This window comes from Chromohalobacter sp. (genome assembly GCF_039830575.1).
Classification (GTDB): domain Bacteria; phylum Pseudomonadota; class Gammaproteobacteria; order Pseudomonadales; family Halomonadaceae; genus Chromohalobacter; species Chromohalobacter israelensis.
The window spans coordinates 127,799-148,034 of sequence record NZ_JBDOOX010000002.1 but is presented as its reverse complement, the minus strand read 5'-3'; the positions used below and the strand labels follow the sequence as shown (position 1 = coordinate 148,034).

16 protein-coding genes and 1 pseudogene are annotated in these 20,236 nt (G+C 62.0%); 8 read left to right on the top strand and 9 right to left on the bottom strand.

The window, feature by feature from the left end; genetic code table 11:
* Together ABGX75_RS00960 and ABGX75_RS00955 are read left to right on the top strand one after the other, a co-directional pair.
* A complete protein-coding gene (locus tag ABGX75_RS00960; protein ID WP_347411158.1) occupies positions 1-1,077 on the top strand; it encodes a glycosyltransferase in 1,077 nt (358 codons plus the stop codon).
* Positions 1,078-1,216: 139 nt separating this feature from the next.
* A pseudogene (locus ABGX75_RS00955) lies at positions 1,217-2,464 on the top strand (IS3 family transposase).
* On the opposite strand, the gene ABGX75_RS00950 reads toward ABGX75_RS00955, so the two are convergent.
* Complete coding sequence (locus ABGX75_RS00950; RefSeq protein ID WP_347411440.1) at positions 2,461-3,405, bottom strand: glycosyltransferase family A protein; 945 nt, start codon at positions 3,403-3,405, stop codon at positions 2,461-2,463. The pseudogene ABGX75_RS00955 and the gene ABGX75_RS00950 overlap by 4 nt on opposite strands.
* Positions 3,406-3,734: 329 nt before the next feature.
* Between ABGX75_RS00950 and ABGX75_RS00945 the strand changes: the two genes are divergently transcribed.
* The 3 genes from ABGX75_RS00945 (at position 3,735) to ABGX75_RS00935 (ending at position 6,676) form a co-directional block, all read left to right on the top strand.
* Positions 3,735-4,709, top strand: coding sequence for a glycine betaine ABC transporter substrate-binding protein (locus ABGX75_RS00945; protein WP_347411160.1), 975 nt, complete (start codon positions 3,735-3,737; stop codon positions 4,707-4,709).
* 242 nt (positions 4,710-4,951) lie between these two features.
* Entirely contained in the window at positions 4,952-5,932 is a 981-nt protein-coding gene (locus ABGX75_RS00940) for an Rpn family recombination-promoting nuclease/putative transposase (RefSeq protein WP_347411161.1), read from the top strand.
* Between the two features lie 303 nt (positions 5,933-6,235).
* The gene (locus ABGX75_RS00935) at positions 6,236-6,676 is read left to right on the top strand and encodes a low molecular weight protein-tyrosine-phosphatase (protein ID WP_347411162.1); all 441 of its coding nucleotides are present in this window, start codon (positions 6,236-6,238) and stop codon (positions 6,674-6,676) included.
* 94 nt (positions 6,677-6,770) lie between these two features.
* Here the strand turns inward: ABGX75_RS00935 and ABGX75_RS00930 are convergent, their stop codons facing one another.
* The 3 genes from ABGX75_RS00930 to vapB all read right to left on the bottom strand — a co-directional run bounded on the left by ABGX75_RS00930 (position 6,771) and on the right by vapB (position 7,956).
* Entirely contained in the window at positions 6,771-7,319 is a 549-nt protein-coding gene (locus ABGX75_RS00930; RefSeq protein ID WP_347411163.1) for a GNAT family N-acetyltransferase, read from the bottom strand.
* Entirely contained in the window at positions 7,271-7,561 is a 291-nt protein-coding gene (locus tag ABGX75_RS00925; protein WP_035412682.1) for a DUF1778 domain-containing protein, read from the bottom strand. Before ABGX75_RS00925 ends, ABGX75_RS00930 begins: the two co-directional genes overlap by 49 nt.
* 164 nt (positions 7,562-7,725) lie before the next feature.
* Positions 7,726-7,956: a type II toxin-antitoxin system VapB family antitoxin gene (gene vapB, locus ABGX75_RS00920; protein ID WP_110062659.1), complete on the bottom strand. Its 231-nt coding sequence runs from the start codon at positions 7,954-7,956 to the stop codon at positions 7,726-7,728.
* 202 nt (positions 7,957-8,158) lie between these two features.
* On the opposite strand from vapB, the gene ABGX75_RS00915 reads away from it, so the two are divergent.
* Positions 8,159-9,085, top strand: a complete 927-nt coding sequence (locus ABGX75_RS00915) for a LysR family transcriptional regulator (protein WP_347411164.1) — start codon at positions 8,159-8,161, stop codon at positions 9,083-9,085.
* 46 nt (positions 9,086-9,131) lie between these two features.
* On the opposite strand, the gene ABGX75_RS00910 is transcribed toward ABGX75_RS00915, so the two are convergent.
* From ABGX75_RS00910 to ABGX75_RS00890, 5 genes are all read right to left on the bottom strand, one after another.
* Complete coding sequence (locus ABGX75_RS00910) at positions 9,132-10,694, bottom strand: aldehyde dehydrogenase family protein (protein ID WP_347411165.1); 1,563 nt, start codon at positions 10,692-10,694, stop codon at positions 9,132-9,134.
* Positions 10,691-11,623: an NAD(P)-dependent oxidoreductase gene (locus ABGX75_RS00905; protein WP_347411166.1), complete on the bottom strand. Its 933-nt coding sequence runs from the start codon at positions 11,621-11,623 to the stop codon at positions 10,691-10,693. Before ABGX75_RS00905 ends, ABGX75_RS00910 begins: the two co-directional genes overlap by 4 nt.
* Before the next feature lie 187 nt (positions 11,624-11,810).
* The gene (locus tag ABGX75_RS00900; protein ID WP_347411167.1) at positions 11,811-12,980 is read right to left on the bottom strand and encodes a M20 aminoacylase family protein; all 1,170 of its coding nucleotides are present in this window, start codon (positions 12,978-12,980) and stop codon (positions 11,811-11,813) included.
* 28 nt (positions 12,981-13,008) lie between these two features.
* Complete coding sequence (locus ABGX75_RS00895; protein WP_347411168.1) at positions 13,009-14,307, bottom strand: DUF3100 domain-containing protein; 1,299 nt, start codon at positions 14,305-14,307, stop codon at positions 13,009-13,011.
* 233 nt (positions 14,308-14,540) lie between these two features.
* Positions 14,541-16,532, bottom strand: a complete 1,992-nt coding sequence (locus ABGX75_RS00890) for a right-handed parallel beta-helix repeat-containing protein (RefSeq protein ID WP_347411169.1) — start codon at positions 16,530-16,532, stop codon at positions 14,541-14,543.
* Positions 16,533-17,062: 530 nt separating this feature from the next.
* Between ABGX75_RS00890 and ABGX75_RS00885 the strand changes: the two genes are divergently transcribed.
* Complete coding sequence (locus ABGX75_RS00885) at positions 17,063-18,418, top strand: exopolysaccharide biosynthesis polyprenyl glycosylphosphotransferase (RefSeq protein ID WP_084075689.1); 1,356 nt, start codon at positions 17,063-17,065, stop codon at positions 18,416-18,418.
* Positions 18,419-18,999: 581 nt separating this feature from the next.
* On the top strand, positions 19,000-20,160 hold the full coding sequence (locus ABGX75_RS00880; RefSeq protein ID WP_084075691.1) for a polysaccharide export protein: 1,161 nt from the start codon (positions 19,000-19,002) through the stop codon (positions 20,158-20,160).
* Positions 20,161-20,236: the final 76 nt, after the last annotated feature.

The following is a 20,236-nucleotide window of genomic DNA, read 5'->3' as shown; positions in this document are numbered from 1 at the left end:
TTGACGGTTGAACGCAAGGGGACCTTTCTATTCGTGTCCGACCACCTGGGTGGCGGCGGCGCACCGATCTCCATCCTGAACCTGGCCAGGGCGCTGGCGGAACGCGGCCATGAGGTCACCATCGCCGTGCTCAGCGACAAGGTATGGCATGACATACCCGAAGGCGTGACGGTCAAGACGCTTCCCTTCCAGTACGCGAATGCCTGGCAAAAGCTGCGGCGCTTTCGCTTGCACGCCGAGAAACTCGATGCCTGGTTGCACGACGAGGCGAGAACGTACGATGTCGTCATCGCGAACCTGTATTACGCGCACCGGGTCGTCACCGAGTCCTCGCTGGCGGCGCGGGCGTGGCTGTGCATTCGCACCGACCCTACGGAAGCCTTGCTGGGCAAGCGTGGCTCGCGGGCCAGGGCGATACGCAAGATCCGCAGGCTGTACGGCGGCCGGCGGGTCATCGCCATTTCCCACGGCATCCTGGCATCGCTGGATGCCTACGGGGCGACGCCGGCCCATGGCGAGGTGATTCACAACATCATCGATGCGGACGACATCGAGCGTCGCATGCATCAGGACGTCGAGGTAAGCGATTATATCGTCAGCGTGGGGCGCCTGGGGCTGCGGCAGAAGCGCTATGACCGCCTGCTGCGCGCCTACAAGGCGAGCGGCATCGCGCAGAAGCTGGTCTTCGTCGGCGAGGGTGAGCTGGAAAACGCCCAGGCGCTGGTCCGTGAGCTGGGGCTCGAGTCGCGCGTGGTGTTCCTCGGTCAGAAGGCCAACCCCTATCCGTACATTCGTCACGCCGACCTGCTGGTACTGGCCTCCGACTACGAGGGCTTCGGTCGCGTGATCGCAGAGTCGCTGATCTGCGGTACGCCGGTGGTGAGCACCGATTGTCCCTCGGGGCCGCGGGATATCCTGACGGGAGAGCTGGCGAACTATCTGGTGGCCTGCGACGACGAAGCTGCCCTGGCCGAGAAGATCGCCAGTGCCGTCGCGGCCCCCCCACGTATCGACCCGAGCCATTATCGGAGCTTCTCGCCGCGCGCCATCGCCGAGCGCTACGAGGCACTGCTATGAGCTTTGTATAGGGCGCAATGAGTCGCCATGAGCCCCAACAGGTCATGATCGAAAAAGCCCCGGTTCGGGGCTTTTTTCATTTCACTGACCCGTCCTGAATAGAGTTGACACGTTTCCCTTCTCACTTTGGGAGAATGTGATGAACCAACGAGTTAAACGCACCCAGCGCGATTACACCCTGGCCTTTAAGCAGACAGTGGTAGACCAGGTGGAAAGCGGCGAACTGACTTATAAGCAGGCTCAGGCCCGCTATGGTATCCAGGGACGATCGACGGTACTACAGTGGCTACGTCGCTACGGTCATCAGGACTGGAGCCCCGGCGCCACAGAGCGTCCTACCAGGAGCCCCGTCATGCCGACGTCACCTCCGACCCCGGAGCAACGCATCAAGGAGCTTGAGGAGAAGCTGCGGCTGGCTGAGCAGAAAGCCCAATTCTTCGAAGCTGTTGTCGATGTGATGGAGAAGGATCACGGGGTTTTGGTAAAAAAGCGGTCCGGCAAGTCCTCACGCAGGAACGCGTTACCGGATTGACCATCAGCAGGGCATGCCGCTTTCTGGGTATCAGCCGCCAGGCTTGGTATCAGGCGGAGCGGGCGATGCAAAAGCGCGCTGACCGGGATCAGCGAGTGATCGACTTTGTCCGTAAGATTCGCCTTTGCCAGCCCCGGCTCGGTGTGCGCAAGCTCCATTATCTGTTGCACGAGCAGGCTGACGTGAGCCTGCACCTGGGGCGTGATGGTCTGTTCCAGCTACTGCGCACCCACCGGCTGCTGGTGCCACGTCGCCGGGCTTACCACAAGACCACCCACAGTCATCATCGGTTCCGGCGCCACCCCAACCTGCTCAAGCCTGGCGCGCACCAAGTGGTGGCCAGTCGCCCCAACCAAGTCTGGGTGGCGGACATCACTTACCTGCCGACCCGCTCGGGCATGAGCTACGTGAGCCTGATCACTGACGCTTACTCGCGCAAGATCGTAGGCCATCATGTGCATGAGAGCTTGCGTAGCGAAGACGTGGAGCAAGCCTTGCGCAAGGCGTTACGCCAGCGGCCGGATCAGCAACCGCTGATTCATCATTCAGACCGCGGCATCCAGTATTGCTGTGATCGCTACCAGCGACTGCACGCGCGTCACGGTATCCAGTGCTCGATGACCGATGGCTATGACTGCTACCAGAATGCCTTGGCAGAACGGGTGAACGGTATTCTGAAGACGGAGTTCCTGCTCACGCGCCCTCAGGACTTGGATCAAGCACGCACGATGGTCAACGAATCGGTCGAGATCTATAACCGGGACCGGCCTCACCTGGCCCTGACATACAAAACGCCCGATGCCGTGCACCGGGCGCTTTAAACGCGAAATAAGTGTCAACCTATTTCAGGACTAGACACACGGCGTCGTGTGCTTGTTACGCCCCAGGGCCGCACGCACGTATTTCGACATGCTCCGCAACAGCCGCTTGCGGTCCCCGGTTTTCAGGGCGTGTTTCAGGGTATCGGCGAGCAGCGGGAAGGGGATGCGGCAACCGTTCTTGAATAGGGCGTCGAGTCGCTTGTAGCGGCGTGCCGACAACAACCGTTCCCGCTCCGCCGGGCGCAACTGGCGCCGAAGTTCGGCTTCTTCCTCGTCGATGATCGCGTAGATGCGGTCGATCTCGTCGCACGCGAACCGCTTCTTGGAGAGCCGGAAGCCAGGGTGTACCCGATAATTGAAGAGGGGCTGCGGTATCGAGCCGATGGCGGCGCCGTGACTGAGTGCCCGTGTCACCAGCATGAGGTCTTCCCGGTAGGCCAGCGATTCGTTGAAGCCGCCTATGCGCTGGAAGAATGCCCGCTCGATCATGATGGTGGGTGCATGCGGGGAGGGATCGCCGAAGAGCACATCCTGGGCGCATGTCAGGGGGGGCTGGATGGCACTCGCCGGTTGCGTCTCGCCGTCCGTGTCGAACCGGTCGAAGGAGCAGATGCTGATATCCAGCTTGTGGTCCAGCATGTGCTGCAACTGATGAGCGACCTTGTGCTCGTAATACAGATCGTCATCGTCCAGAAAGGTGACGTACTCGCCCCGGGCCAGTTCAACGCCTCTGTTGCGCGTCGCGGAGACGCCGACATTGGTGGGGTTCGCCCAGTAGCAGACGTTGGGCCCCAGGAAGGGCGCGATCTGCTCGTGCGTCGCCAACTGGTTGGCGGAGCCTTCTCCGTTGTCGTCGACCAGTATCGTCTCGACCCGGGGATGCGTCTGGGCGATGACGCTGCGCAGTGCCGCTTCGATGAAGTGGGATCGCCCATGCATGGGAATGATAACGGAAACAAGCGGCACGTCGGTCATAGGGGAAGCGGGTCGGTGATGTCGTGTGAAGCCGGATGGTAGCATGGCGGCTTCTCCGGTTTGTATGACGCCTGCCTTTTTTCCGCCGGCCCCGCCGGCGCCTCCAGACAAGCACCATCTGCCTCATTTCGACGACGCCTTATCTCTACGACGCGCCGCTCGGCCCCGGATCATCGGCGACGCAGGACCCCAGAATTTTGTAACGACAGCGATAGCTGTATAGGGTGGGTGCTCATTTCGTGTCGAACGTCGATGCCGGCGATGGGGCTCGGCGCCTCGGCAACGCCTGACAATCTGACACACAACTTCAATATTATAGGGTGATCGAATTGAGCAACCAGCTACTGACCGGACGCAGCGCCCTGATGTGCAGCACGGCCTTGGCCGCATTGCTTCTGGCAGCGCCTTCCTTGTCGGCCAGTGAGGCCGAGCAGGAAGCGTCGGCCAGCAAGCACGGGCCGGAAACCATCGCCAACCAGTTCGTGTTCGGCTCCGGCAAGGAGTGTCCTCATGAGCCGTACTGCCTGCCCGCGCTCGAAGAAGAGTACGGCTTGCGCTTCGCCGATTTCGTGGTCACCGACCCCGGGGGGCCGCGCACGCGCGAGGCGCTTCTGAACGGAGACATTCAGATCGGCGTGCTCTTCACCACCAATGGGTATCTTGCCACTGACCGCTTCGTCCTGCTGGAGGACGATCGTAACGCCCAGCCGGCGGAAAACGTCATTCCGGTGGCCCACCAGGCCATCGGCGACGCCTACCCCGAGCTCGGCGAGGTGCTCGATCCACTCAGCGCCGCCCTGACGACCCCGGAGCTGACCGAGATGAACCGACGCTTCGCGCTCGACGGGGTGGACGCGGAGACCATCGCCCGGGAGTGGCTCAAGGAGCACGGCGCGCCCGCGCCTGCGGAGAGTGCGCCGGAAAAAGAGGGCCCCACCATCGTGGTCGGCTCCGGTAACTTCGCCGAGAGCATCATCCTGGCGGAAATGTACCACCAGGCGCTCGACCAGGCGGGATATCCCACCCGGCATCGGCAGGAAATCGGCAACCGTGCCACTTATCTGCCTCTGCTCGAAAGTGGCGAGATCGACCTGTTCCCGGAATACACCGGCAGTCTGGGTGGCTGGCTGAACACGCTCGCCGACACGAGCGGACAACCCCTGTCGGCATTGCTGCCCGAACACGACCTGGTGGGCTTCGAACCAGCCCCTGCGCAAGACAAGAACGGCTTCGTGGTCACCGCCGAGACCGCGCAGCGCTACGATCTCGAAAAGATCAGCGATCTGGCGAAGCCCGCTCCCTGAAGCCTGTTCTCTCCTGAAGTACGTTCTCTAGAGGAACGCTGCATAAAGCCCGCTGCAGCGCACTAACGTCACGATAGGGCGTTGCGCTAGTAGCCACGTTCACCGACCATTGATCAACGCGGCGAGGCATGGCGCCCACCCAGGTTGTGAGAATGTATTAGTAGGAGCGAATTTATTCGCGATAGCCCCTGTCCCAGGTGCCCGCAACGCGGTAAGCTTCCAGCATTGGGACAGGAGCACGTATGGCGAGTCAACCCCACCACCCTCACGACCACAGCTATAAGTTGCTGTTCTCACACCCTGAGATGGTGAGAGATCTATTGACCGGGTTCGTCAAGGAAGCCTGGGTGGAACAACTCGACTTCTCGACACTGGAGAAGGTCAGCGGCTCCTATATCACCGAAGATCTGCGAGATCGCGAGGACGACGTCATCTGGCGAGTGCGCTGGGGCGACGACTGGCTCTATGTTTATTTGCTGCTCGAGTTTCAGTCGAGCGTCGATAGATTCATGGCCGTGCGAGTCATGACCTACCTGGGGTTGCTCTATCAGGACTTGATTCGTCAGGAGGCCTTTACCCCCAACGGCAAGCTACCGCCGGTATTGCCAATTGTGCTCTACAATGGGGAGAAGCGCTGGACGGCGGCACAAAACGTGGCGAACCTGGTCGAACAGGTACCCGGAGGGCTCGAACGCTATCGGCCGGACTTGGCCTATCTGCTTCTCGACGAAGGAGCGGTCATCAGCGATCCTGAGTGGTCGGATCACATGCGCAACGTGGCTGCTGCGCTCTTTCGATTGGAGCACAATCGCGACGAGCAAGACATGCTGGAGGTGCTGGGCACGCTGGTCGAGTGGCTCAAGGCGCCCGAGCAAACCGGGCTACGACGGGCCTTCGTGGTGTGGATACGCCGCGTACTGCTGCCCAACCGGGCGCCGGGGATGGAACTGCCCGAGTTCAACGAGTTGCAGGATTTACACGAGGTACACGACATGCTGGCAGAACGCATCAAGCAATGGCCTGAACGGTGGGAAGAGAAAGGCCGTCAGGAAGGCCGTCAAGAAGGGCGTAAAGAAGGGCGTCAGGAAGGCGAACAACGGGGCATCGAGAAGACCGCCCGCAACCTGATCAAGCTGGGTGTACTCAGTGATGAACAGATCGCCGAGGCCACGGGGCTGACGGTGGCCGAGGTGGAAGGGCTGCGCGAAGAAGACACGCAGTGATCGCGCGACGCTTGCGTTAACACAATCATGACTGAAGGCCCTCTGGCAAGAGCACTCCGCAAGGCATCCCGCATTACTCGACCCCACCAATGATTACGTCTTCAAGCGGCGGTAGACCTGCGGGATCGCGCGCACCGAGATGGACGCACAACTGATTGCGGAGATGACGGGGCCGGCCGTTTTCGTTGGCGGCCGCGACATGAGCGTGGCCATGCCTGATGGGCGAGACTTTTCATCTTTCCGGCGGGGGCGTGGGGCCGCATCATGGGGCATTGAATCCTGTCGCGGGAGCGTGTGTTTGTCATGTTCGAGCGTATTCTAGTGGTGTGCACCGGAAACATCTGCCGAAGCCCGGTGGCGGCGGCGTTGCTGCAGGCGAGCATGCCCGGCAAGTCGATTGCCACGGCCGGGTTGGGCGCTCGCGAGGGCGAGGGTGTCTCGCCGCGCGCGCGTGAACTGGCGGGGGGGGAAGGGCGCGATGTGGCGAATATCCTGTCGCGTCATGTGGCACGCCAGCTCGACAAGGTCATGCTCCGCGAGGCGGATCTGGTGCTGGTCATGACGGAAGGCCAGCGGCGCGCGGTGGGCGAGATGCTGCCCGCGGCCCTGGGCAAGACCATGCTGTTCGGCCGCTGGCTCGACAACCCCGAGATCGGCGACCCCTACGGCAAGAGCGTCGAGGCGTATACCCACGTGCATGCGCAGTTGGTGAAAGCAGCGCGGGCGTGGGAAGGCAAGTTGTGATCTTGTAGTGAACAGAGCATGACACGTCAATGCTGACGGCCCCTTTCTGGGGCCGTTTGCGTTTCTGGGGTTTTTTCGTCGCGGATGGGACACGTCATTCGCCTCGAGTCTTCAGAGGAACGAACAGCATCAGGGGATTGTCAGGGCTTCCGACGAAGCCATGCTTCTTATAGAAAGCCGCCACGTCCTCGTCGAGGGCGTCGACGACCAGGGCACGCGCTGCAACATGTCCAGCCGCGAGCAAGGATCGCTCGATAGCTTCGGCCAGCAAGTCCTTACCGAGCCCCGTCCCCTGGCAAGGATGGTCTACCGCCAGCCTTCCCAGCTTGATGACAGGGAGTTCGGTGGGCATGTTGCGCCGCATGCTCTTGGGGGCTTCTTCCCGCAGCACCGATCCCGTCGCCAACGAGATATAGCCCGCCACTTGGTTCGTTCCCGCGTAACAAACGACATATGTCGTCGTGGCTTGGCGCTTGGTGTTTTTCAGGCCCCGAGCCTTCAAGAAATCGTTGAGGCTGTTACGGCCACAGTCAAATTTATCGACGTCGTGATGCTCATTGATAACGACGGGAGGCTCAATATCCGCCACCTCGATTACGTCTTGTCCCAGCGCTTCTTGCGATTCATCAGTTTCATGACACACGGATTTTCCTCGATAGGGGTCTCTAGTGCTCTCTCGAAGGCCTCAAACGAGCGGTCATCCATCACATACATGCGCCGATCCATTAGAATTTCCTCGGCTCGACGGCATGCAGCATCCAGCACGAAGCTGGTCCGATCACCGCCACATTCTGCAACGGCCCTGTCGATGAGGGCGCGTTTTCTACTCTCAACGCGCATATTGAGAGGCAACAATTTAGTGCGCGCCTCTACAACTTGGCTCATGTTCATTACCTGTATGATGAAGATATGAATTACTGCCTGAACAAGCACATTCTGGCATGGTGTAACGCCCCTGTCTACACTGTAACGCTATAAGCTATACATGGGGCGAAAGGCTCGTTCTTGGTCGTATGAATGCACATAGGGGGCTAGCATGTATTTCAGCCTTAGACCGCTTCCCGTCGCTGATCCTCAGGTTGCTCACGCGTGGGCACGAAATCTGCCGTGACGCCAGGTTCGTCGAACCAGCTATCCCATGATTCTCCTACCGGGGTGATGATGCGTGTCCGGCCGACGGAGATGACCTCGACACGCTTTACCCCTTTGGGGAAGGCGCTTTCCCTGGGTAGTCGTATGGTTTGATGGCGTTGGGAGTGAAAGACGGAACCTTGTGGCATGACAGTCACCGTAGGGTGTTTTGTATGTATATTTGATCATTTAAGTCTAGCCTACCTGCCAACCCGAATGAATCGCGGCCCCTTTCTGGGGCCGTTTGCGTTTCTGGGGCGGGCGTCGGTGCCAGCGTGGCGGTGACGGCGATGCCTGACACTGAGATACTGTCGTTTGCGTTCTGTCAGGCAACCGATCGGGCTGTGAGCAATGGATATCCCCCACCAGCGGCTAGTGTACTTCCAGGTAACGATCGAGGCGGGCTCGGTGCGTCAGGCGGCAGTGCGGCTGGACATTGCGCCGTCGGCGGTCAGTCGTCAGCTTTCCTTGATCGAGGAGGCGCTGGGTGCGCCGCTGCTGGAGCGTTCGCGACAAGGCGTGGTGCCGACACCGGTGGGGGAGATGCTGCTGGATTACTGCCGCAAGCGCGCGGCACTCGACGATCGTTTCAGCGAGACGCTGGATGCCTACCAGCGGCTGGAAACCGGTCATCTCTCGCTGACGGTCGGGGAAGGCTTCGTCGGGGATCTGCTCGATACGCCGCTGCGCACCTTTACCGAGCGCTATCGTGGGGGGCGTCTGGATGTGAATACCGGCAGTACCAGCGACATCATCGAGGCAGTGGTCGAAGACGAGGCCCATATCGGCTTGATGTACCACGAGCGGCTGCATCCGCAACTGCGTTTCTGGCATTCCAGCCGTCAGCCGCTGGTGGCGTTGATGTCGCCCTCGCATCCCCTGGCGGCTGTCGAGAACGAACTGCCTCTCGCCACGCTCAGCGAACATCCCATGGCGTTGTGGCGCACCGGCCACGGGGTGCGTCAGCTGGTCGACGAGGGCTTTCGCGAGGCGGGGCTGGGGCAGCACGTCACGATGCAGACCAACTCGCTTGCGGTGCTGCTGCATGCGGCCAGGTCGGAACTCACCCTCACGCTGCTGCCGGCCTTCGCGGCCGCCCGGGAGCTGGAGGACGGGGCGCTGGTGGCGCGGGCCGTCGATTGCGCACGCTTTCGCCAGGCGCATGCGCACATCATCACCCGGGTGGGGCGGCGCATGCCGAAGGCGGGGCTGCAGCTGTTGCGCCACCTGGAGCGCTGGATGCGGGCGTTCAATTCACGGCACGGCACCAGTCAGTGAGGCCGGCCGCCGCCCAGGCGAATGGGCGGCAGCCGGTTCGTCGGCGTCAGCCCACGCTGCTGCCATAGCCCATGGCGACGCTGGCGGTGGGGGCGGTTTCCACCCAGACGCTCTGGGCCACGGTGTATTCCTTGAGTCCTTCCAGGCCGCTGGAGCGCCCGAAGCCGCTGTCGCCGAAGCCGCCGAACGGCGACATGACATTGATCGCCTTGTAGCTGTTGATCCATACCGTGCCCGCCCGCAAGCGCGCGGCGACGCGATGGGCGCGTGCCGGGTCCTGGGTCCAGACGGCGCCGGCCAGGCCGAAGCGCGTGGCGTTGGCCAGGCGCACGGCGTCTTCTTCGCTGTCGAATGGCATGACCACCACCACCGGGCCGAACACTTCCTCGCGGGCGATCGCCATCTCTTCGGTGACATCCGCCAGCACTGTGGGCGCCAGGAAATAGCCCTCGGCGTCCGCCGGCAAATCCGCCGGGCGCTGGCCGCCACACAAGAGACGCGCGCCGTGCTGGCGGGCCGTGTCGATCATCGCGGTGATGTGCCGGTACTGCTTGGCGTTCTGTATCGGGCCCATCTGGGTCGCCTCGTCGCTGGGCAGCCCCACGCGGATCTCGCTGGCGGCGCGTGCCAGCCGCTCGCAGACCACCTCGAACATCTCGCGCTGCACCAGCAGGCGCGACCCCGCGACGCAACTCTGCCCGGCGGCGGCGAAGATCGCGGCCTGCGCGCCGGCCACGGCATCGTCGAGCCGGGCGTCGTCGAACACGATGTTGGCCGACTTGCCGCCCAGCTCCAGCACGCTGGGCACCAGACGCTCGGCGCCGGCCTGGGCGATGCGGCGGCCGCTCTCGGGGGAGCCGACGAACACCAGCTTGCTGATGCCGTCATGCCCGGTGAGTGCCGCGCCCGTGGTGGGGCCGACGCCATTGACGATGTTGATCAGCCCCTTGGGCAAGCCGCTGCGCTCCAGCAGCATGGCGATGGCCACCGACGAGAAGGGCGTCATTTCCGAGGGCTTGAGCACGACCCCGTTGCCGGCGGCGATCGCCGGGGCCAGTTGCCAGGCGCAGGTGAACATGGGGGCGTTCCATGGGGTGATCTGACCGACCACGCCATAGGGCACATGACGCACATAGTTGAGGTGCGAGGTGGGGACGGGAATTACGTCGCCGTGCTGCTTGTCGCACCAGCCGGCATAGTATTCGAACATCTCGCGGACCTTGTTCACCTCGCCCCGGCAGTCGCGAATGGGCTTGCCCGCGACCACGCTTTCCAGCTGGGCGAGAGTCTCTTCGTGGCCGCGTAGCGCCCAGGCCGCCGTGGTCATGCGGCGGCCGCGCTCGCTGGCCGTCAGCGACATCCATTCCTGCTGGGCGAGGGTGGCCGCTTCCACGGCGCTGGCCACCCGCTCGGCGCCGGCATCGCGATACTCGATCAGCGGCAGCCCGGTCACGGGATCGAGCAGTTCGATGCGCTCGCCCTGGCCGGGTGCGAGTTCCCCCCCGACCCAGTTGCTCAGGGGGGTATTAATATTCATGCCGGCCTGCATGCCCAGCGTGGCCAGCAGCTCGGTGAGGCGATCGACGGCCGTGGTGTTGAGGGCATTCATTGCGTTTCCTCCTGATTCGGGAAGGGGGCATCCGTCCGTGCCTGGGCCAGGATGGTGTCGGTGATGCGATTGAAGTCGGCGGCGTCGGGCAGGTTGACGGAGTCGTCATGCCAGCGCGTCACGACCCGTTCCAGCAGTTCCAGCGGCAGCCCCATGTTGCTGGCGGCGTCGCGCGCCAGGCGCAGGTCCTTGCGCATCAGGCCGGTGGTGAATCCCGAGTCGAAGGCGTCGGAGAGAATCCACTTGGGGAAGTTGACCTCGCTGACGGCACTGCGCCCGGAGCCACTGTTCAGCCCGGCCAGGCAGGCAGCCGGGTCGACGCCGGCGCGGGCCGCCAGGGTCACGGCCTCGGCCGTGGTCAGAAGATGGGCCGCGCAGAGATAGTTGTTGGCCAGCTTGACCACATGGCCGCTGCCCGCCGGGCCGACGTGGGTATGGCGTGCCGACATCGCCTCGAGCATGGGAGCGAGCCGTTCGATGGTGGCCGACTCACCGCCCAGCAGCATGCCGAGGGTGCCGGATGCCGCGCCCGCCGGGCCACCGCTCACCGGCGCGTCGAGCCATTCGAGGCTGGCCTCGACCACCTTTCCGGCCAGCTCGCGGGTGACGGCCGGGTCGCTGGTCGAGGTATCGACGATGACGCTGCCCTTCGGGGCCCGCTGCAGGAGCCCGGGCGAGGCTTCGATGACCTCGCGGACATGAGCCGAGGTGGGCAGCGAGAGCAGGTAGACGTCAGCCTCGGGCAGGGCGTCCAGGGGCGCGACGGAAAGCCCACGGGCTGCCAGATTGTCCCGCGCCGCGTCGGTGACGTCCGTCCCCGTGACGGTGAAACCGGCGGCATGCAGGGTCATCGCCATGTTGCCGCCCATTTGTCCTAAACCGATCACGACGATGTTCATGTCATCTGTGTTCATGCCAACTTTGTTCATGCCAGCTCCAGGTTTGTCGTTGTTGCGAATGGGTTGCTCGCGTTGTTGTTGATTGCATAGCGGTCGTTCGTATCGTGCTCGTTCGCGCCGCCGGCGCCGAAAACCGGCATCGGGGCGCCGGGCCATGCCTCGGGAGGCACGGCAAATGGCATGGAAAACGTGGTGTTCGCTGGGTATGGACGCCTCGTCAGGGCGCGTCTCGTTCACCGTTGCCGAGCAGTGTTCTCGCCAGCGCCGCCCAATACGCCACCCCGATGGGCGCCAGGGCATCGTTGAAGTCGTAATGCGGGTTGTGCAGCGACGCGCTGTTCTCGCCGTTGCCCAGCCAGATATAGGCGCCGGGGCGCTGCTGGAGCATGAAGGCGAAGTCCTCCGATGCCATGGAGGGTGGCAGGTCGCGATGAACCCGGCGAATGTCCGGCAGCGTTTCCAGCACCTCGGCACAGCGCGCGGCGTGCGCGGGGGTGTTGAAGGTGGCCGGGTAGCGCGATTGGTAGTCGATGTCGGCCTCCAGGCCATGGAAGGTGGCCATGGCCGCGATCGCCTGCCGAAAACGCGTTTCGAGGTGGTCGCGCAGCTCGGGGTCGAAGCAGCGCACGGTGCCGCACAGCTCCACGGTTTCGGGCATGACGTTGTAGGCATCCCCGGCATGGAACTGGGTCACGCTCATCACGGCGGTCTGGTGCGCCGGGGTTTCCCGGCTGACGATGCCCTGCAGCTGATTGACCAGTTGGCAGGCCGCCAGTACCACGTCCTTGCCCAGGTGCGGCATGGCGGCATGGCAGCCGTGCCCCATGAGTTTCACGCGGAAGACATCGAAGGCCGCCATGACCGCCGTGTCATGGACGGCGGCTTCGCCGACCGCCAGGCCCGGCCAGTTGTGCACGCCGTAGACGGCTTCCATCGGGAAACGCGTGAACAGGCCTTCCTCGACCATGACGCGTCCGCCGCCTTCGTTTTCTTCCGCCGGCTGGAAGATGAAGTACACCCGGCCGGCAAAGTCGGGCGCCTCGGCGAGGGCACAGGCCGCGCCCAGCAGCATGGTGGTATGGCCGTCGTGCCCGCAGGCGTGCATCTTGCCGGGCGTCGTCGAGGCATGGGGAACGTCATTGGCTTCGAGCACGTCCAGGGCGTCGATATCGGCGCGCAGCCCGATGGCGCGCTCGCCGCCATGGCGACCGTCCACCCAGGCGACGACACCGGTGCCGCCGCCGAGGCCGGTGACCTTCTCGATACCGGCGTCCTCGAGAACCTCGACGATGCGCGCGCTGGTGCGATGTTCCTCGAAGGCGGTTTCCGGCCGGCGATGAAATTCATGGCGCCATTCGCGCAGCAATGTGGGGGTGACGGTCGTCATAAGGGCCTCCTTGTCTTCCTTCATGCCGTTACAAAAGCGCCTGGGCCACGACCGCCGAGCCAATGAAGGTGCCCGTGAACACCAGCAGTGACACGATGATCAGCTTCCAGCCCACCTGGCGGAACATGGTGAACTCGCGGGGCGAGAGCGCCAAGCCGGCATAGGCGAGTACCGGCGTCACGATGGCCAGGAAACTCACGGATTGAAGCTGCGCCACGATCCAGGCGTTGCCCGGGAACCAGGGCAGGGTCACGGCGATGCTGACCAGCGACACCCAGGCCACGCCGGGCAGGTAGAAGGGCGCGAAGCGCGTGATGAGCAGCCCCAGCATGGTCATGGCATACAGGATCACCATGCCCGGCAAGGCTTCCAGGAGGGAGCCACCGTTGATGGTGTTGCTGACCCAGGCCACCGCGCATACCACGGCCATCACGATGGCGGTCTGGCCGAGATGGCGCTCGGGGCGCTCTTCCGCGCTCGGGGGCGTGGCAAGGTCCGGCTCCACCGTCGCCTTGGCACCCGCGGATTGCGCCACGCGTCGGCCGGAGCACCATTTGAAGATGCGCTCCGCCAGCGGCAGGGCGATGAACAGCGAGATATACAGGCCGGTGGCGTAGGTCAGCAGGTTGCTGGCGCCGGCGAAGGCCAGCAGCTCATCCCGCATGGCCGGCAAGGCCCCGGCGATGGCGCCCGAGCAGGCCGCTACCATGCTGCCGCTGCCCACGCCGCAGGCCATGGCCAGGGCGCGGGGATCGAAGATGTCGAGCGTCGTCAGATACCCGGCCATGAGGGCGAACCACAGGGTGCCGAACATGGTGCCCACGACATAGACGCCCATGACCCCGATGCCCTCGGGGCCCTTGAGCCCGTATTTGTCGGAGATGATGGCGATGTTGGGCTCGCGTGCGATGGAATACGTCGCGCCGATGGCCTCGCGTCCCATCTTCAGGACGAGCACTGCGAACGGCATGGCGATCAGCATGGTGCCCAGGTTCCCCAGTTCCTGAAGGATCAGGGCGGGGCCCGCGCTGAGAATCTGTTCGATGGCCGGGCCGATCGTGGAGCCGAACCGGGCGATGAACGGCATGATCGACAGCAGGATGATCGGCGCCGCCGCCTCGCTCAGTTTCACCGGCACCACTCTTGAGGTCGCCGAAAAGAGGTGAGGGTTGACCAGCAGGCCGATGATGAAGGCGTAGAACAGCGGCAACAGCAGCAAACTGCCGGGTCCGAGAGGGATCTTGATGATGCCGATGGCTTCCGAGATCAGGGAGGCCACCGCCACCAGGACGTGCAAGCGCCAGTCGAGGAGCAGGGAGAGTTTCATGGTGTTGTCCTGTTGTTGTAATAAATGAGGTTTCAATGAACCAGGTTTTCATGAACGCCGTTGTCATGGCGGGCATGATGAACAATCGCCACCGGGGACTGTTCATCTCCGTCATCTGGAGTATCGAAGCGGGTAGTGTTCGAATAAAAGAAGAAAAGCGTTCTAAATAACAGATCATGCAAGGCGGCCCCTGTCGGGGCCGTTTGCGTTTCCGGGGCTGGTGCGTCGCGGTGTTAGCCGTCGGCCATGAGGCCGTCGTCGAGTTCGAAGGCGGTCAGAGCGCCGATGGCGGCGTTCTTGCGATTGCCGTGCCCGGTCAGCGAGGCCTGTGGTGGGCGTTGCAAGGTTTGTATTGCGGGGGTATCGGTGGCGCTGCCGGTGTTCTCGAAGGTGCAGTTGTGGAAGGTGAGGTAGTTGCTCTCATCGGCCATGAAGACACCGGGCGCTGCGTCCAGAGTGATCATGCTGCCGTGCCGGGCAAGGTCTTTCTTGAAACGGCACTGCTCGAAGTGCACCACATGTCGTGAATTGCGCTTGTCGCTGTTGTGCAGGTAGAGGTGCCCGCCGCCGGGCGTGAAGTCGAACCGACAGTGACGGTAACGATGATGCTGTGTGGTATCGAAGATGTCGAAGCGGGGTACGCCGTCGCCGAGCCGGCAGGCATCCACGTCTAGCGCGTTGAAGGCTTTGACCCAGCCGCTGGGAATCTCGCAGTCGTGCAGGCTGATGCGCTCGGCGGGGACATGAAAGAGCTGTGCATGGGTGCCGCTCAGCGTGAAATCGCGCAGGTGCGATTGGCCAATGAGCTTGAAGCCTACGGCGGCGGGCTCATCGGTCTCGCCGTGTCGGCTCTGGAAATGGGCGAGATGCAAATCTCCTTTGAAGCCGTCGGCCGCGACGACCGATGCGTAGCTGGCCCGAATGCTCTCATGGCGACGAGGGTGGAACGTTTGCCAGGTTTCATCGAGATGGCGGATATCGATGTGCCCATCGCCGGTGAGCGACAGCGTGTTGCCACTGCGGCGTCTTCCGCGCAGGTGTGTGGTCAGGCGTTGCCCTGTGAAACGGCTGGCTGCGAGCCCCATTTCGATGCAGAACCCCCTGGCGACGTCGCGTGCGAGGCAGTCGTCGACGGTGTGACGCACGGGAATGCTGCGCAAATCGCTGAGGACGTATCCATCGCCCGTGGTCTCGGCGATGCAGCCGCGCAGGGTAAAGTGTCCGAAACCCAGCGTCGGAACGCGCCCGGTGGTGGCGACGAAGCCGTAATGCGTCGTATTGCGTGAGCGGCAATTGATAAAGCGCACGTTATCGCTGTTTTCGGCCCAGAAGCCGGCGTTGTATTCGTCATCGCCGTAATCGATGCTGGCGTGGTGGCCGTTCTCGGCAAGACAGTCGATGAAGTCGATGCGCTCGCTGAGGATGTACTCCGGGCTATTGCCATAGGTGTCGGAAACGAATCCGATCCGCGTGAAGTCGCGTGCCTGGCAGCGCTCGACCAGACCGTCGTGGGCGTCGACGATGAAGAAACCGTCCCCATAGTTGCCGCGCGCATGTTCTGCGACGACATCGCGAAGCACGAAATTCCGCGCCCCCGCACGGAGACAGGCAAGGGGAGAGCGGCGACAAACCACGTCGTGGACGGTGACGTCATGGCCAATGAGGTCCAGTGGCAAGGCGCCGGTAAAGGCGTCGTGGTTGGAGGTACTCCAGTGAGCGGGATCATCGCTGACATTGCCATCCAGCGTCATGCCGGACAGGGTGGCTCCGTCGTTGATTTCGACCAGCGAACCTCGAGTGTCGCGGGTGTAACGCACGGTCGTCCGCGTGGGGCCTGCGCCGGTCACGCGGATGCCTGTAAAGCGTAAGCCGGTCCCCGAAGAGGCATAGTCTCCCGCTGGAAAGACGACATCGCGCTGTTGGGCGCTTGCGGTGTCGGCAAGTTGCTTCAAGGCGGTGTATTGGTCGCTGCCATCCCCTAGAGCGCCGAACATGCCGGGCGTGAGTGGACCATCGAGGTCACGAAGAAAGCGCCCACTGGCCTGGTCGTGGGCACGAAAACAGGTGCCGCCGTCTTCCTCGCGCTGTTCATGGGCAAACCAGGTGAAATGCCCTCCACCCAATGTATTCCCCGCGTAGTAGCCGGCCACTTCGATGCGCTGCCCGTCCTGAAGACGGGCGACATCCAGCGCTTGCATGTGGGTGATGGCCTCGACACGTAGCATGCCTTCCTGTCCTGTAGCTTCCCTGCCTTCCCGTATTGAATGAGTGCCGGCGCCCGTGTCTTGCGCATGGCTGGGCAGCACGTGCGAAATCGTCAGAAACGCGCTGCCCTGCAGTAGGCGAGTCAAGAGTCGTCTTCTCGAAGTGCCCATTACATTCTCCCCGATATAATCGTTTAGCGTAGAGAGATTCGCTCGGGCGTTAAGCTGAAAGTTGCCCGACTGTGTGTCTTAATTTTCTCATTTTATTGTTTTTTGTGGTTGTTGTAGAAGTATTGTAAGGGGCAGTTGATGCGCACTGATGATATTTGGTGAAAATCCTGGTGCTAGTGGCTGAGAGTGCATTGCGCGTATTTTATGACTGGTTTTTTACCTGCGATTTTGTCTTCTTTTGTATGAATAATATGGGGCGTATTTACTATTAAAATCGTCTGGCTATAAATATGAACGCTTTGTAACTTGTTTGGCGAATACCCGGTTGCTTCATGCTCTTTGAAGGGCATTTCGGGACCCTAAAAAAGGTGGCGTCAATCATGTTAAATAAGCATAAAGTGTTCGAGAAGCTGGATCGTTCTGCCTGGGGGGGCGGTGAGTCGTTGGCGGCGAGTGGCCAAGCGCTAGACACGCGTTACGAACGTCGCCACTCACGCTGGTACGAGCAGTGCCTGATGGGCATGCCGTTTCACTTCATCGTGGGCTTGCCATCGGTCGTGATGGTGCCGCCGTTGGTGGTGCACGGCGAGGGCTTCTGGCGCGACCTCCCGCCGGGCCTTGCCACGACGCTATGGGCGGTGGGGGCGGCATTCCTGATCACATTGTTCGTCTTGAATCGCATGACGCGTTTCCCCGGGACGCAGGCAGCTGTCTATGTCGTGCCGCTGGTCAGTGCAGTATTTGCGTTGACCTGGGCGTTGCTGCTTGGCGTGGCGCCTGTCGACGAACGTGTGCTGTTGGGCGGCTACGCGGCAAGCCTGCTGTGGTTCCTGGTCGGCTATGCGGCGGCACAGCGATTAAGGCGCCCGCGCTTTGCCGTGGTTCCGCTGGGCGAGGCGCGCGACCTCACCGAGACCGAGGAGAGCCGACTGTACCGGCTTGAAGTACCGCGCCTGGGCGCACAGCGTATCGACGGCATCATCGCCGACCTGCGCAGCGATGAACTCAATCAGGAGTGGGTGCGGTTTCTCACCAAGTGCACCTTGCACGGCATTCCCGTGTACCAGATCAAGCAGATCGATGAGTCGCGCACCGGCCGCGTGAAGTACGAACACCTGGCGGATACGGAGCTGGTCTCCTGGTTGCCCTCGCCCTTTTATAGCGCCTGCAAGCGGGGTCTTGATATCTGCGGTGCCATGCTGCTGTTGCCGTTGCTGGCGCCCATCATGCTCGCCACGGCATGGGCGATCCGCCGCGACAGCCCGGGGCCGGTGTTTTTCTTGCAATGGCGGATGGGACATCGCGGCCGGCCGTTTCGAATCTACAAGTTCCGCAGCATGTACTGTGACATGAAGGGAAAGGAGTTCGCCTCCGGTGAGGATGATCCGCGCATCACGCCAGTGGGCAGGGTGATCCGCAAGTACCGCCTGGACGAGCTGCCGCAACTGCTCAACGTGCTCAAGGGCGACATGAGTTTCATTGGTCCGCGTCCCGAGCCGGTGGATCTCTCTCAGTGGTACGAGCAGGACATACCGCTTTTTAGCTACCGGCGTGTCGTCAGGCCGGGGATTTCGGGCTGGGCGCAGGTCGAGCAGGGCTATGCGGCGGAAGTCGATGACATGGCCATCAAGTTGCAGTACGACTTCTATTACATCAAGCATTTCTCGCTTTGGCTCGACGTGCTGATCTTGCTGCGCACGTTGAAGACGATCAGCACCGGGTTCGGGGCTCGCTGAGGCGTGCCCGCACGATAATCGAAAAGGGTTTCTCGCCTCCGTCTTACGCGGAGGCGTTTTAATTTGAGAATGAGTTTTCTCATTCTCGTGCGAGGTTGATTATTCGTACTTGATGATGGGTTTGGTGGTTAAAAGGCACGGTCCGGCAACCAGTAAAATCCATTGTAAACATTGTGTAAATTCAGACTATACAGAGTTACACAGTGAATAGAATGAAAATCAGGAAACGCGCAATGTCTTTCCGGTAAATGCCCCCTTTTTTAAAGGGAAGTACCTGTAAAAGCAGTGCGGTTTTCTTTCGGTGCACCCTTTTTGGATTGTAGTGAGTGCGCCGCGCCGAAACGTTTTGTAAAGGCGCTTTTCGGCGGGAAGCGTTTTGGCAACAAGCGGTTTAAAAGAAGCGTCGAGTGCGAGAAGCGTTTTCCTGAAAAAGCGTGTTCAAGAGAGCGCGTTTTACAACGAAAAGCGTTTCGACAAGACGTTTCGACAATTGACGGTTATGGCCCAGGAGATTCGGTGTCGCTCCAGGGCGGTAGCGTGGCCAAAACAATTATCTGATCACATTGAGTGAGGGAATCGGCATGACTGTACGCCGCAACGAGTCTCGTTCGGGATGGAGAAAGCCGCTGCTGGGGCTTTCTTTCATGGTGGCGCTCTCGGGCTGTGCGTTCGCACCCGGTGGGCATATCGATTATGACACGCAGGGGGAGGACCTTTCCGAGAACATCGAGGTCAAGCCGATCACGCCGAGCCTGGTCAAGACGCTGGCCGCGACGGAGGATGAGCTGAGTGAATCACTGCGCGAATACACCGAGAATGCCGTGCCTGAAAGCATTCCAGGCTATGACTATATGATCGGTCGTGGCGATGTGCTCAGTGTGGTGGTGTACGATCACCCAGAGTTGACCATTCCGGCCGGTAGTGAACGCAGTGCGGAAGAATCCGGCAACGTGGTGCACTCGGACGGCACCATCTTCTATCCCTACATCGGCACCGTGGATGTCGCGGGACGCACCGTGCGTGATGTCCGCAGCGAGATTCAGCGCCGCCTCGAAGGCTATATCGCTCAGCCCCAGGTGGACGTGAAGGTCGCCGCCTTCAATGCGCAGAAGGCGTACGTCACCGGCCAGGTCGAGCGTGCCGGTGCCCAGCCGATCACCAACATTCCGCTCACCGTGCTGGATGCCTTGAGCAATGTCGGTGGCCTGACCCAGGGCGGCGATTGGCACGACGTCGTGCTGACGCGTGATGGGCAGGAAATCCACCTGTCGGTATACGACATGCTGGTCAACGGCAATCTCGAGCAGAACCTGTTGCTCCAGGACGGCGACGTGCTGCATGTGCCAGTGGTCGGCAACCAGCAGGTTTACGTGATGGGCGAGGTCAATACACCGACCGCGGTACCGATGCCGAGCGAGCGCCTGTCGTTGACCAATGCCTTGGCCCAGGCCGGCGGCATCAACGAGAACAGCGCCGACGCCTCGGGGATCTTCGTGATTCGCCGCAATCACGATGTCGAAAGCGACACCTTCGCCACCGTCTACCAGCTCAACGCCAAGAACGCGATCTCCTTCGTGCTGGGGTCGGAATTCATCCTGCAGCCCACCGATGTGGTGTATGTCACCGCCGCACCGATCGCTCGCTGGAACCGCGTCATCAGCCAGATCCTGCCCAGCGTGACGGCGATCTACCAGCTGACGCAGGCCACGCGTGACATCCAGGACATCGAAAACAACGAGTAAGTCGTCATTGTTTCGAGGCCACCGCTTGTCGCTAGGCGCCAGCGGTGGTCCTCGATACCCACATTCTCATGGAGTG